The sequence below is a fragment of the Dokdonella fugitiva genome (assembly GCF_014138265.1).
Lineage (GTDB): Bacteria > Pseudomonadota > Gammaproteobacteria > Xanthomonadales > Rhodanobacteraceae > Dokdonella_A > Dokdonella_A fugitiva_A.
The window spans coordinates 1312829-1326285 of record NZ_JACGXL010000001.1; the positions used below are offsets into that span (position 1 = coordinate 1312829).

General features: G+C 70.7%; 11 protein-coding genes. 3 read left to right on the top strand and 8 right to left on the bottom strand.

What is annotated here, in order from left to right:
* Positions 1 to 8 precede the first annotated feature (8 nt).
* The 3 genes from FHW12_RS05980 to FHW12_RS05990 all read left to right on the top strand — a co-directional run bounded on the left by FHW12_RS05980 (position 9) and on the right by FHW12_RS05990 (position 4007).
* Complete coding sequence (locus FHW12_RS05980; RefSeq protein WP_182530031.1) at positions 9 to 2135, top strand: winged helix-turn-helix domain-containing protein; 2127 nt, start codon at positions 9 to 11, stop codon at positions 2133 to 2135.
* A 23-nt stretch (positions 2136 to 2158) separates the two neighbouring features.
* Positions 2159 to 2380 (top strand): hypothetical protein, encoded by a 222-nt coding sequence (locus FHW12_RS05985; protein ID WP_182530032.1) that lies wholly within the window; start codon positions 2159 to 2161, stop codon positions 2378 to 2380.
* 133 nt (positions 2381 to 2513) lie between these two features.
* The gene (locus FHW12_RS05990) at positions 2514 to 4007 is read left to right on the top strand and encodes an FG-GAP-like repeat-containing protein (RefSeq protein WP_182530033.1); all 1494 of its coding nucleotides are present in this window, start codon (positions 2514 to 2516) and stop codon (positions 4005 to 4007) included.
* 121 nt (positions 4008 to 4128) lie between these two features.
* Here the strand turns inward: FHW12_RS05990 and FHW12_RS05995 are convergent, their stop codons facing one another.
* From FHW12_RS05995 to FHW12_RS06030, 8 genes are all read right to left on the bottom strand, one after another.
* Positions 4129 to 4926, bottom strand: a complete 798-nt coding sequence (locus FHW12_RS05995; RefSeq protein ID WP_182530034.1) for an SGNH/GDSL hydrolase family protein — start codon at positions 4924 to 4926, stop codon at positions 4129 to 4131.
* Positions 4927 to 4928: 2 nt separating this feature from the next.
* Positions 4929 to 5792 (bottom strand): acetyl-CoA carboxylase, carboxyltransferase subunit beta, encoded by an 864-nt coding sequence (gene accD / locus FHW12_RS06000; RefSeq protein ID WP_182530035.1) that lies wholly within the window; start codon positions 5790 to 5792, stop codon positions 4929 to 4931.
* A gap of 132 nt (positions 5793 to 5924) precedes the next feature.
* Positions 5925 to 6728, bottom strand: a complete 804-nt coding sequence (trpA, locus tag FHW12_RS06005; protein ID WP_182530036.1) for a tryptophan synthase subunit alpha — start codon at positions 6726 to 6728, stop codon at positions 5925 to 5927.
* Positions 6725 to 7936, bottom strand: a complete 1212-nt coding sequence (gene trpB, locus FHW12_RS06010; protein WP_182530037.1) for a tryptophan synthase subunit beta — start codon at positions 7934 to 7936, stop codon at positions 6725 to 6727. Before trpB ends, trpA begins: the two co-directional genes overlap by 4 nt.
* Before the next feature lie 5 nt (positions 7937 to 7941).
* Complete coding sequence (locus tag FHW12_RS06015; protein WP_428993611.1) at positions 7942 to 8574, bottom strand: phosphoribosylanthranilate isomerase; 633 nt, start codon at positions 8572 to 8574, stop codon at positions 7942 to 7944.
* The gene (truA, locus tag FHW12_RS06020) at positions 8571 to 9338 is read right to left on the bottom strand and encodes a tRNA pseudouridine(38-40) synthase TruA (RefSeq protein ID WP_182530039.1); all 768 of its coding nucleotides are present in this window, start codon (positions 9336 to 9338) and stop codon (positions 8571 to 8573) included. The genes FHW12_RS06015 and truA overlap by 4 nt, the downstream gene beginning before the upstream one ends.
* Before the next feature lie 189 nt (positions 9339 to 9527).
* Positions 9528 to 12287 (bottom strand): FimV/HubP family polar landmark protein, encoded by a 2760-nt coding sequence (locus FHW12_RS21560; RefSeq protein ID WP_182530040.1) that lies wholly within the window; start codon positions 12285 to 12287, stop codon positions 9528 to 9530.
* Positions 12288 to 12399: 112 nt separating this feature from the next.
* Positions 12400 to 13428: an aspartate-semialdehyde dehydrogenase gene (locus tag FHW12_RS06030; protein ID WP_182530041.1), complete on the bottom strand. Its 1029-nt coding sequence runs from the start codon at positions 13426 to 13428 to the stop codon at positions 12400 to 12402.
* Between the last annotated feature and the right edge of the window lie 29 nt (positions 13429 to 13457).

Consider the following 13457-nt stretch of genomic DNA (forward strand, 5'->3'; position numbering starts at 1 on the left):
CTTGCGCGATGAAGGCGACGCATTACCGCTTCGCGGACTTCCGCCTCGACGTGGCGGCGCGCGAGCTGTGGCGCGGCGACGAACGCGTACAGATCGCCGCCAAGGCGTTCGATTGCCTGGCGTATCTGATCGAGCATCGCTCACGCGCGGTCGGGCGCGACGAGCTGACCGCCGCCGTCTGGGGCCTCGCCGACGGTGGCGACAACCTCCTCACGCAGGCGATCTGGCGGCTACGCCGCACGCTCGGCGATGACGGCGACGGCGAGGGCCCGTTGCGCACGGTGCCCCGATTCGGCTACCGCTGGACGATGCCCGTGCTGGTCGACGATGCGGGCATCGCTGCCGCCGACCCTGCGGATTCGCCGGCGGAATCGCCGACGAGCGCCGGGCCCGCCACGGTCGCCGACCCGGCGCATGCGGCGACGCTTCGACAGCCGCCGCCCGCACCGCACCGCGTGGCGCGTTCGCGTTGGCTCGCCGCGTGCGTCGCGCTCGTCGTCGTATCCGCACTGGCGATCATGTTCGTGCGCGATGCGCGCATCGCGGTCGGCCCGACCGCATCGACCGCTCCTGCGAACGATTCACGGACCGTCGTCGTGCTGCCGGTCGGCGTGAGCGAGACGAGCACGGATCACGCGTGGCTGCGCTACGGCGCGATGGACTACCTCGCGTCCCGCCTGCGCGACGCACGCCTCGGCGTGATGCCGAGCGACCGCGTCGTGGCGATCGCCCGGTCGGCGCCTGCGGGCGGACCGGATGCGGCTGAACGCGAGCGCCTGCTGCGGGTCACCGGCACCGGTTACCTGCTCGTGCCGCGCGCGACGACGGCGGACGGTGTCTGGCGCTTCTCGCTCGACGCGTACCATGGCGAGCACGCGCGGACGTACGTGGCCGAGGCGGCTGCGCCGCTGCTGGCGGTCGACGCCGTCGCCGCGCAGTTCCTTGCCGACCTCGGCATCGGCGCCTCGACGCGCGCAGCCGGTGCCATGGACGAGCTCGCGCAGCGCATCGATGCGGCGACACTCGGCGGCGATGTCGCCGAGGCGCGTCGTTGGCTCGATACCGCCACGCCCGAGCAAGCCGGCGATCCGCGGCTCGTGCTGCGACGCGCGCGGCTCGAGTTCCGCAATGGTCGCCTCGAGGAAGCCGAGGCCGCGTTCGAGCCGCTCGCATCCGGGACCGTCGACGTGCCTGCCTCGATGCGCGCGCTCGCCCAGATGGGACTCGGTGGCATCGCCATCCGGAGGCGCCACTACGGCGAGGCGGAACCGTTCTACTCCGCCGCGATCGCCACGCTCGGCGAGCAGGGCGACCCCAGCCTGCGTGGTCGCGCCTACAACGAGCGCGCAGTCGTCAACGGCGGCCTTGGCCGGCTCGACCTCGCGCTCGCCGACATGGGCCGCGCGCGCAGTGAACTGGAGCGCAGCGGCGACCCGATCGGCCTCGCCTACGCCGACATCAATACGGCGCTCCTCGCCGGCCAGCACGGCCAGCAGGCGGATGCGGCCGCGGCGTTCGATCGGGCGATCGCGACGTTCGACCGCTTCGATATCGCCGACGGCCTCGCGACCGCGCTGGCGAACAAGGCCAACGCTCGGCTTCGCGTGCTCGATGCACGCGGCGCCGTCGACAGCAGCGCTCGCGCCTGGCGCTTGCTGCCCGGATTGCAGGACCATCGCCTGATCGAGTACGTGGCGCAGAACCACATCCGTGCGCTACGCGAGAACGGCCGGCTTGCCGAAGCGCGCACTGCGCTCGCCCGCTTCGACGGCGACGCGACCGCGAGCGCCGACCCCGCCTTCGCGACGTTGCGCGCAGGCTTGCTCGTCGACGAAGGCAAGGGTGCGCTCGCCTTCAAGCTCGGTGGCGAGATCCTCGAGCGCATCCGGCACGCTCCCGCAGGCTCGTGCAGCGACACGATCCCCGAAGCGGCCGTGGTGTTGACCGAAGCAGCACGCCAGGGCGGTCGCGCCGACGACGCGGGCGCGCTCGTCGCGCGGCTCGGCGAACTGCTCGAATCGCCGGAAGATCCGGGCTGGGCGTTCGCCAGCGAGCTCTCGCGCGCGCTGATCCTCGCCGCTTCCGGCGATGGCGAAGCCGACCACCACTTCGCGGCGCACTCGCGCTCGCCCTGAGCGCGGCGGAGCCGACCGACATCGTGGCCGCAGCGGCGCCGTACGCCGACTACGTGGCGCTGCGTGGCGACCGCACCCGCGCGACGTCCCTGCTCGCCGCCATCGAACCGTACGTCGAGCGCGACTACCGTGCTGCGCGCGCCGCGGCCACGCTGAACCGCGTGCTCGACCAGCCGGATCCGGCAACCCGGGCGGAGCAGCGCGCGCGCGAACTGGCGGGCGAACGCATCGCCGCGAGGCCGTGAGCGCGCGGCGCCTCACGGGCGAGACGTCCCGAGATATTTTCGAGAGCCTGCGCGAATGCGCAGGATGGCGCCCCGGCCGATGCTGGACGAGGTTGCCCGCGACCGTCGCGGGTGGTTCGGAGACGCCCTTGCCATGAGATCGGTTCAGCTTGCTCCTCCCCGCAACACGTTCCGCCCGCGCTCGCTCGCGCTGTTCGTCGGCCACCTCGCCGTCTGCGGCATCGCGATGGCGGCGCCCGCGCGCTCGGCGTCGCCCCCTGCACGGACCGATGTGCCTGCGCCCTGGATCATCGAAGGCGGCACGCCCAACGGCATCTTCGGCCTCACCGTCGCGACGGCGGACGTCGACGGCGACGGCTACGCCGACGTCATCTCGAGCCAGCAACTCGCCGACCCGGTGAGCGGTGCCGCCCGCGATTCGATCGTGCTGGTCTACTACGGATCCGCGAACGGCCCGCAGCTGCCATCGCAGCAGATCGCCAATCCCGCCGCCGCCGATGGTTTCGACTACTTCGGCGAGAACGTCGCCTCGGCCGGCGACGTGAACGGCGACGGCTACGAGGACATCATCGTCGACGACGAGCGCGGGACGGATCCGGGCAACCCGAACGGCTTCGATTTCCGCGGCACCGTCCATCTGTTCCTCGGCTCCGCCACCGGCCTGTCGCCCACGCCCGCGGCGCGTCTGGTCGGCGACGACATCGACGGCTGCAAGTTCGGCTTCGGCCTGTCCGGCATCGGCGACGTCAATGGCGACGGCTACGACGACGTGGCGATCGGGGAGAATTCCACCAACCCGGTCCTGCCCGAAACGGTGTTCGTCTACTACGGCTCGCCGCAAGGGCTCGTCGAATCCGCCCGCACGCGCCTGAGCGCGCAGACGACCACGGCGAGTTTCGGCTTCGCGGTGCGCGGCGCCGGGGATGTGAACGGCGACGGTTACGACGACCTCGTCGTCGGCGCACCGGGCTACCAGTACCAGACCAGCGGCGGCGGCGCATTCGTCTATCTCGGCTCGCCGAACGGCATCGTCACGGATCCGGCGACCGTGTTGACCGGCGATACGTCGCAAGGCGACTTCGGTTTCGCCGCGGTCGGGGTGGGTGATCTCGACGGCGACGGCTACGACGACGTGATGATCGGCACCGACTGCGAGCCGACACCGGCCGCTGGATGCGATTTCCTTTCGTTCCCGGGTGCCGCCTGGCTGTTCCGCGGCGGCGCCGACGGCCTCGCCTCCGCTGCGGCGGTCAAGCTCACCCTCGCCTCCGGCGACGGCACGCCGGCGAGCTTCGGCGTGCACATCGAGCCGGCGGGCGACTTCGACGGCGACGGCCATCCCGACGTCGCGATCACCGCCTTGCAATACGACGGCCTGGGCAGCGTGATGATCTATCGCGGCCCCCTCGATGCAACGAGTACGCCCGCGACCGTCATCGCGGATCCGAGCGCGAGCCTTTCCCTCTATGGACTGCGCTTCGCGTTCGGCGACGTCGACGGCGACCATCGGCTCGACGCGGTGGTCGGTGCGGGCTTCTACAACGCCGATGCCGAGGGAGCGATCTTCGTCTATCCGAATCGCGACCCGGACCTCGTCTTCGCGGACGGCTTCGATTCGTCGCCGTGATCGGAGGCGGTGGCGCACCCGGCCGATGCGCGCTGCGACGGCGCGCATCGCGGCGGCGACGGGTCGGACTCCGAAGGCGCCACCGTTCCGAGCCGTCGACGCGGGCGGTCGTCGATCCGCCTCAGCGCGAACGGTTCGCCGCGTCGACCGCGCCACGCAGGATCGCCGGCGACGGCATCGTGCAGTCGCGCGCCGGCGCCGTCTGCGCCGAGGCGACGCTGCCTTCGTCCGGATGTGCGTCCTGCCAGCGCACGCGGCAGGTTTCCGGCATCGGTTCGGGTACGTGCGCGCGTTCGTTGGTGATCGCGCGCGCGAGCACGGCGGCGGCGACCCACGAGCCGCTCGCGTCGGGATGGCCGTCGTCGAGCCACGGGCGCACGCGGCTGCGCGCGAGGAAGCGCTGCATCGCCGCGCCGACGTCGGCGAACGCGACGTCGCAATCCTTCGCCGCGCGTGCACCGAGCTTGCCCAGCGCGGCCTGCGCCTCGGCGAGACCTTGCCAGGTACCGAACCAGATCGGTCGCGCACCGGCGTCGCGCACGAGCGTCGCTGCTTCGCACATCGCGGCGACCGAGTCCGCGCAATCGCGATCGTCGCGCGTGCACAGCGGATAGCCACCGCGATCCTGCAGCACGACGGTGTCGTAGCGCCTTCGCGCGAGTTCCGTGCGCAGCGTGCCGCGCGCGAGGTGTTCGCGCATCGTCGTCCCCGCGCCCGCGATCATCTCGACCTCGAGCGGCGCGGCGCCGGCCGCGGCGAGCGCCGCGGTCATGCGCGGCAGGTCGTTGTAGTAGACGAGGCTGTTGCCGACGAACAGCACGCGCCGTGGCGCCGGCGATTCCGCCGCCGTCGCGGCGATGAGCGGCATGCCGGCGAGCACCACGCCCAGCAGCGCGCGCAGGCGGCGCGCCGCGCGCACGTTCAGGCCGCCTTCGGCTGGCGCATGAGCAGGGCGAGCACTGCGGCGAGCTTGTCGCGCATCTCGCGGCGGTCGACGATGAGGTCGATCGCGCCGTGGTCGAGCAGGAACTCGGAGCGCTGGAAACCCTCCGGCAGCGTCTCGCGCACGGTCTGTTCGATCACGCGCGGGCCGGCGAAGCCGATCAGTGCCTTCGGCTCACCGACGTTGACGTCGCCGAGCATGCCGAGGCTCGCCGACACGCCGCCCGTGGTCGGGTGGGTGAGCACCGAGATGAACGGCGCGCCCGCGTCGCGCATGCGCGCGAGCGCGGCCGAGGTCTTCGCCATCTGCATCAGCGAGAACAGGCCTTCCTGCATGCGCGCGCCGCCGGTCGCCGAGAAGCAGACGAGCGGCATGCGTTCGGCGAGCGCGAGCTCGGCCGCGCGCGTGAACTTCTCGCCGACGACCGAGCCCATCGAGCCGCCCATGTAGGAGAACTCGAACGCGCAGGCGGCGAGCGGATTGCCCTTGAGCGTGCCGCGCATCGAGACGAGCGCGTCCTTCTCGCCGGTCTGCTTCTGCGCGCCGACGATGCGGTCCTTGTACTTCTTCGAATCGCGGAACTTGAGCGGGTCGGTCGGTTCGAGGGCGGCGTCGAGTTCCTGCGTACTGCCTTCGTCGAAGAACGCGGCGAGGCGCGCACGCGCGCGGATCGCGTGGTGGTGGCCGCACTTCGGGCACACCATCAGCGACGCTTCGAGCTCCGGCTTGTACAGCACGGCGCCGCAGCCGTCGCACTTCTCCCACAGGCCTTCGGGCACCTTGCCCTTGCCCGTCGTCGACGAGCGTGCACGTGGGCCGACGAGCTTCTGCAACCAGTTCATAGGGTTTTCCTCAGCCGTCCTCCTGACGGCAAGATCAGACCGGCATCCATGCCGCGGGGATTCTTGCCGTCCTCCATGACGACGAAGATCAGACCGGCATCCATGCCGGACATCTCAAGTGGAGCAAAAAAACTAGGTCCGTTTGTCGAGGGCGGCGCGGATCGGGGCGAGGAATGCGCGCGCACGCGCAGCTGCCTCGTCCGCATCCGCCGCGCCCGCGAGCCGCTCGACCAGCGCGCTGCCGATCACGACCGCGTCGGCGAACTCGCCGATCGCTGCCGCCGACGTCGCGTCGCGCACGCCGAACCCGACCGCGACTGGCGTGCTCGCCTGGCGCCGGATCGCGGCGACACGCTCGCGCACGTCGCCGGTGCTGAGCCGGTCCGCGCCGGTGATCCCGGCGAAGGACACGTAGTATAGGAAACCCCGCGCCGCGGCGCAGACCTGCGCCAGGCGGGCGTCCGTGGTCGTCGGTGCGGCGAGGAAGATCTGGGTCAGGCCCGCGTCGCGCAAGGGCCCGGCGGCGGCAATCTCCTCGATCGGGCAGTCGACCAGCAGCACGCCGTCGACGCCGGCGGCGACCGCTTCGGCGCCGAAGCGCGCGGCGCCGTGGATCTCGACCGGATTCATGTAGCCCATCAACACGACCGGCGTCGCGGCATCACGCGTGCGGAATTCGCGCACCCAGTCGAAGACGCGCGCGAGGCCGACGCCCTTCGCGAGCGCCCGCTCGCTCGCGTGCTGGATGACCGGACCATCCGCCATCGGATCCGAGAACGGCACGCCGAGCTCGATGAGGTCTGCGCCCGCCTCGACCAGCGCGTGCATGACCGGCACGACGCTGTCGGGCGACGGATCACCCGCGGTGAAGAACGGGACGAGGCCGGTGCGCCCGCCCGAAGCGAGGTCGGCGAAACGACGATCGATGCGACTCACAGCGAAAGTCCTTCGCGTGCGGCGATCGTATGCACGTCCTTGTCGCCCCGCCCGGACAGGTTGCAGAGGACGAGGCGGTCCTGCGGCAGCTCGCGCGCGAGCTTGATCGCCTGCGCGACCGCGTGGCTCGACTCGAGCGCGGCGAGGATGCCTTCGCTGCGTGCGAGCTGGTGGAACGCGGCGAGCGCCTCGTCGTCGGTGACGCCGACGTAGTCGGCGCGGCCGCTGTCCTTGAGGAACGCGTGCTCGGGGCCGACGCCGGGATAGTCGAGGCCGGCCGAGACCGAATGCGTCTCGGTGATCTGGCCATCGTCGTCGCACAGCACGTAGGTGCGGTTGCCGTGCAGCACGCCCGGCCGTCCCGCGGCGAGCGATGCGGCGTGGTGCCCGCTCGCGATGCCCTCGCCCGCGGCTTCCGCGCCGACGACGCGCACGTCGCGATCGTTGAGGAACGCGTGGAACAGGCCGATCGCGTTCGAACCGCCGCCGACGCAGGCGGTGATCACGTCGGGCAGGCGACCGTACTGCTCGAGCATCTGCGCGCGCGCCTCGCGTCCGACCACGGCGTTGAAGTCGCGCACCATCTGCGGGTACGGATGCGGCCCGGCGACGGTGCCGATGATGTAGAACGTATCGGCGACGTTGGTGACCCAGTCGCGCATCGCCTCGTTGAGCGCGTCCTTGAGCGTCTTCGAACCCGACGTGACCGGCACCACTTCGGCACCGAGCAGCTTCATGCGGTAGACGTTGATCTTCTGCCGTTCGATGTCGGTCGCGCCCATGTACACGACGCAATCGAGGCCGAACCGCGCGCACACGGTCGCGGTCGCGACGCCGTGCTGGCCGGCGCCGGTCTCGGCGATGATGCGCCGCTTGCCCATGTGGCGCGCGACGAGCGCCTGGCCGATCGTGTTGTTGATCTTGTGCGCGCCGGTGTGGTTGAGGTCCTCGCGCTTGAGCAGGATCTGCGCGCCGCCGACCTGCCGGGACAGGCGCTCGGCGTGGTAGATCGGCGAAGGCCGACCGACGTAGTACTTGAGGTCGCGCTCGAACTCGGCGATGAACGCCCGATCCGTGCGCAGGCGCTGGTACGCCGCGTCCAGTTCGGCGAGCGGCGCGATCAGGGTTTCCGCGACGTAGGAGCCGCCGTAGTCGCCGAAGCGCCCGCGCGCGTCGGGGTACACCGAATAGTCGTCGATTCGTTCCATGGTGCTCACTTGCCGATGCCAGCGTCCGCATTGCGCACCGCTTCGACGAAGCGGCGCATGCGCGCGGGGTCCTTGATGCCCGGAGCGGTTTCGATGCCGCTCGATACGTCGACCGCATAGGGTCGCACGAGCGCGATCGCCTGCGCCACATTGTCGGCATTCAATCCGCCCGCGAGGATCGTCGCGCGCCCGAGACGCGGCGCACGCTTCCAGTCGAACGTCTCGCCACTGCCGCCGAGCGCGCCGAGCGCGTGGCTGTCGAGCAGGAAACCGTTCGCGGCCGGATGCAGGCCGACGTACGCCACCGCATCGTCGACCGATGCCATCGGCACCGCCTTCACGTACGGGCGCGAGAAGCTCGACGAGAACGAACCCGGCTCGGCACCGTGGAATTGCAGCAGGTCGGGTTGCACGCCGGCGATGACTTCCTCGATCCAGCCCGGCTCGTCGTCCATGAACAGCGCGACCGCCGTGGTGAACGGCGGCAGCATGCGGCGGATCTCGCGCGCCTGCGCGATGCCGAGGAAGCGCTGGCTGCGCCGCGTGAACACGAGGCCGACTGCATCGACGCCGAGATCGACCGCGAGCCGCGCATCCTGCGGTCGCGTGATGCCACAGAACTTGATGCGCGTGCTCACAACGTCACCTCGGGCGGAAGATTCCATTCGGCGGGATAGCGCGGCGCGAGGAACGCGAGCCCCGACGCGGGCGCGGTCGGGCCCGCGACGCTGCGGTCGCGTCCCTGCAGGAGTTCGGCGAGCCACGCCTCGGCGCGCTCGCCGCGGCCGATCGGCAGCAGCGAACCGACGACGTTGCGCACCATGTGGTGCAGGAACGCGTTCGCCTCGATCTCGATCGCGACTTCGTCGCCGCGCCGCGCGACGGCGATCGCGTGCACGTTGCGCATCGGCGAATTCGCCTGGCACGCGACGGTGCGGAACGCGCTGAAGTCGTGTTCGCCGACGAGCGCCTGCGCCGCGCGCTGCATCGCCTCGACGTCGAGCGGAACGCGCTCCCAGGTGACGAAGCGTGCGGCGAGCGCCGCGCGCACGGGGCGGTTGAGGATCGTGTAGCGGTAGCGCCGTGCGCGAGCGCCGAAGCGCGCGTGGAAACCGTCGGCGACCGGGCGCGCCCACAGCACGGCGACGTCGCGCGCGAGCCGCGAGTTCGCACCGAGCACCCAGGCGCGCTCGCTGCGCGTCGCGTCGCTGTCGAAATGCACGACCTGGCAGCGCGCGTGCACGCCGGCGTCGGTGCGGCCCGCGCAGGTCACCTCGACCGGATGCGCAGCGACGAACGTGAGCGCGGCCTCGACCTCGGCCTGCACGCTGCGCTCGTGCGACAGCCGCTGCCAGCCGCAGAAGTCGGTGCCGTCGTATTCGATGCCGAGAGCGAGGCGCATGGAACCGGGATCGGGAATGGGGATCAGGCAAAAGCGGGATCGTACGGGATGCGGCGCTCCGCGGCGACCGATCATCCGAGAACAGAAGCCCGAAAAACGGAAGGGAGCCGGACTGCCGGCTCCCTTCTGGGTGGATCGCGCTGTCGGGTTCGCGCGTTTCGACGAAGCCGCGCGCCCCCGACGTCCGCGTCAGCGCAACTCGGAAATCAAGCGGTGCGCTTCCGCTTTCTGCGCATCGTTGCCTTCGGCGACGACTTCCTCGAGCATCGAACGCGCACCATCCGGATCGCCCATGTCCATGTAGGCCTTGGCGAGATCGAGCTTGGTGCCGATCGCATCCTCGCCGGCAAAGAAATCGTCGTCCAGGGTGGTTTCCTTCATCGCGGGCGCGGGCTCCTTCGCAGCGGGCATCGGGGCGGGCGTCGCCTTCGTCACCGGCGCTTCCAGCGGCGGCAGGTCATCGAACGTGAACGCGTCGGCGGCTGCAGCCGGGGGCGGTGGCGTGTGCGCATGCGTCGGCGTCGGTGCGTCGGCGAAGCCGAAGCCGTAGTCGTCCGAATGCGCCGTCGCCGCGGCGGCGGGCGCCGGCGTGGCCGGCACGTGGCCGTGGCCGTGCTCGTGGCCGAAGCCGAAATCGTCGTCGTGCAGCGTCGGTCGCTCGGCGGTATCGGCGAACGCGGAACCCGAATCGTACGCATGCGACGAAGCGAACAGCGGATTGTGCGGCGCGAGTTCCTGCCCCATCGCCTGCGCTTCCTGCCACTCCGGCTGGTTCGGATCGTGGACGTAGGCGTGCATTTCCGCGGCGGTGTCTTCGAACTTCGCGACGTCACGCTCGGCGTAGTAGAGGCTCAGCAATTCGAGGTAGAGACCGACGTTGCCCGGCTCGCGCGCGATTTGGTCGCGCAGCGCGGCGGCTTCGGCTTCCATCACGTCGCTCGTCGCGCCACCGCCGCCGACCGGCGAATCGCCGAATGCGTCGGCGATCGACGGACGCGTGCCGCCCGTCACGGCGGGTGAGGCCTTGCGCTTGCGCATGCCGAACAAGCCGAGCAGGACGAGCAGGACGCCACCGCCGAGCGCCGCGGGCTTCACCCACGAAGCGTCGTACCAGGCCGGCTCCGGCTGCGGCGCGGGCGTCGGCTTCTTCACCGTCGCGGCCGGTGTCGGCTTGGCCGTGGTCCCGCTCGTCGCCGTGGTCGGCGGTGTCGCCGGCAGCGGCGTCACGGTTGCGCCACTCGACGTGGCCGAACCGGGCGTCGAACCGGGCGTGGTCGTAGCCGGCGTCGTCGACGCCGTGGTCGCCGGCGTCGTGGCGCCGGGCGTCGCGGACGGCGTGCCGGCCGCGGGCGTCGTCGAGGCCGGCGTCGTCGCGCCGGAGGCGGGCGTCGTCGAGGCCGGCGTGGACGTGCCGCTCGTGGCCGCCGTCGCCGAAGGCGCAGTCGTCGCGCCCGGCGTGGTCGTCGCAGGCGTCGTGCCCGATGCCGCGTGTGCATCGGTCTTGGTGGCGTCGCTGGCCGGAGCGGCCGCCTTGCCGGCGTCGCCCCAGATGTCCTTCTTGTCGATCGCCGTTTCCTTCGCGTTCAACGACGGCGTGGTCGTCGTCGATGCGGGTGGCGTCGCCGTGGCCGCGACCGGAGGCGGCGTCGCGGCCGCCGGCGTCGCCGGCTTGCCCGCGGCCTTCGCGGTGGTTTCGGCCTTCGCCTGCAGCTCCTTGAGCTTCTGCTGCAGGTCGGCGATCTCCGAATCCTTGAGGCTGATCAGGCGATCGTTCTTGCCCTTGAGGTCCTCGAGTTCCTTCACCCGCGACTTGAGTTCACTCGCTTCCTGCTCGCGCGCGGTGAGTGCTTCCTTCGTGCGCGCGAGTTCGCGCTTCGCCTCGGCATTCGCAGCCGAACCGCTGCCCGTGCCGGGCTGGTCGGCCATCGCGACACTGCCCTTGCCCGACTTCGGCGGCACGAGTTCGAGGCGCTCGCTCGCGCTCTTCGCGTCCGCAGCGGCGGTGCTCGCCTTCGCGGGCTTCGCTTCCTTCGACTCCTTCGGCGCAGCCGTCGCGGGCGCTGCCGGGGCTTCGGTCGAGGCGACGCGCGTCGGTGTCGCGCGGCCACCACGCCAGTCCTCGAACTGCGAACGGACCTGCGCCGCGGCTTCGCTCGCGGAACCGATCGCCTTCGCCTCGTCGGCGCTCGGGATGCGCAGGATCGCACCGCGCTTGAGCGCGTTGATGTTGTCCTTGTAGAACGCGTTCGGATTGTTCTTGAGCAGCGCGAGCATCATCTGGTCGACGTTGGCGCCACCGTCCGGGCGCGCCGCGCGCGCGATGCCGGACAGCGTCTCGCCTTCCTTGACCGGGCCGTACTCGCCCTCGAGCACCTTGCGCGGCGCAGCCGCGACCGGAGCGGGCTTCTCGCGTGCCGGAGCTGCGGGCTTCTCGGCGGCCGGCGGCTTTTCGGCCGCGACCACCTTTTCCTTCTCGCGCCGCGGCGTCGCGGGCACGCTCGGCGCCGGGGCCGGCGTCGCGGCGACCGCCGCCGGTGCACTGCGTGCTGGAGCCGTCACGGGCGGATCGAGCAGCACGGTGTACTCGCGCAGCAGGCGGCCCTTCGGCCAGTTCGCCTCGACGAGGAAGTCGAGGTAGCTGTCCTGCACGGGCTCCTTGCTCGTCACGCGGATGACGACCTGGCCGCTCGCACTCTTGCCGACCGCGAATTCGAGCGGCACGTTGAGGTGGCTGCGCGAGATCCCGACGCGTTCGAAGTCCTCCGCCGCCGCCATGCTCACGAGCAGACCCTCCGCTTCGCCGGCGGTGCCCTGGATGACCGGGATCTCGGCGTCAAGCGGTTGATTGAGCTTGGATTTCACGTGGACGGGGCCGAGGCCCAGCGCGAGCGCGTTCGTTCCGCCCAACGCGAGCGCGATCGCAAGCGAAAGTTGCAGCGGTCGTTTCATCTAGGCATGCCCCCCGGAGGCGTTGGGACCCGTTTCAGGTCATCTCGAAACGGGCTTATAACACAATCGTAACTATAGATCACAGATACGATTTCGCAAAGTCCGGGGGCCGTCACAGATAGGTTTTGACGAGCAACTCGGCGACCTGCACGGCGTTCAGCGCAGCGCCCTTGCGGATGTTGTCGGAGACGACCCACAGATCGAGCCCGCGCGGATGCGACAGATCCTCGCGAATGCGACCGACGAACACCTCGTCCTTGCCGGCCGCGTGCTGCACCGGCGTCGGATAGCCGCCGGGCTTGCGCTCGTCGACGACGACGACGCCCGGCGCAACGCGCAGCAGTTCGCGCGCGCGCTCGGCGCTGATCTTCTCGCGCGTTTCGATGTGCACCGCTTCGGAGTGGCCGTAGAACACCGGCACGCGCACCGCGGTCGGGTTCACCTGGATCGACGCGTCCTCGAGGATCTTGCGCGTCTCCCACACCATCTTCATTTCTTCCTTCGTGTAGCCGTTGTCCTGGAAGTCGTCGATCTGCGGGATGAGGTTGAAGGCGATCTGCGCCGGGAACTTCTTCGGTTCCGCGTCCTGGAAGTTCAGCAGCGCGGCGGTCTGCCGGCCGAGCTCCTCCATGCCCGAGCGGCCGGCGCCCGACACCGACTGGTAGGTCGCGACGTTGATGCGCTCGATGCCGACCGCGCGATGGATCGGCGCGAGCGCGACGAGCATCTGCATCGTCGAACAGTTCGGGTTGGCGATGATGCCGCGGTTCGCGTACTGCGCGATCGCGTGCGGATTGACTTCGCTGACGACGAGCGGGATGTCGTCCTGGTAGCGGAACTCGGACGTGTTGTCGATGACGACCGCACCGGCCGCCGCGGCGCGCGGCGCGTGCACGCGCGAGACCGAACCGCCGGCCGAGAAGAACGCGACGTCGATGCCGTTGAAGTCGTAGTCGGCGAGGCTGCGCACGGTGAGTTCGCGGTTGCCGAACGCCACCTTGCCGCCGGCGGAGCGCTCGCTCGCGAGCGGCACGAGTTCGCCGATCGGGAACGCGCGTTCCTTGAGGATCGACAGCAGGGTTTCGCCGACGGCGCCGGTGGCGCCGGCGATGGCGACGTTGTAGCGGGTGTTGTTCGTCATGGTCGGTTCTGGTCGGCGGGGTTTGCGCG

Bases quoted from the DNA above. Each gene is read 5' to 3' on its own strand.
- FHW12_RS05990 (WP_182530033.1), top strand. From the start codon at position 2,514: ATGAGATCGGTTCAGCTTGCTCCTCCCCGCAACACGTTCCGCCCGCGC.
- trpB (WP_182530037.1), bottom strand. From the start codon at position 7,936: ATGGAACGAATCGACGACTATTCGGTGTACCCCGACGCGCGCGGGCGC.
- truA (WP_182530039.1), bottom strand. From the start codon at position 9,338: ATGCGCCTCGCTCTCGGCATCGAATACGACGGCACCGACTTCTGCGGC.
- FHW12_RS05980 (WP_182530031.1), top strand. From the start codon at position 9: ATGAAGGCGACGCATTACCGCTTCGCGGACTTCCGCCTCGACGTGGCG.
- FHW12_RS21560 (WP_182530040.1), bottom strand. From the start codon at position 12,287: ATGAAACGACCGCTGCAACTTTCGCTTGCGATCGCGCTCGCGTTGGGC.
- accD (WP_182530035.1), bottom strand. From the start codon at position 5,792: ATGAACTGGTTGCAGAAGCTCGTCGGCCCACGTGCACGCTCGTCGACG.
- FHW12_RS06030 (WP_182530041.1), bottom strand. From the start codon at position 13,428: ATGACGAACAACACCCGCTACAACGTCGCCATCGCCGGCGCCACCGGC.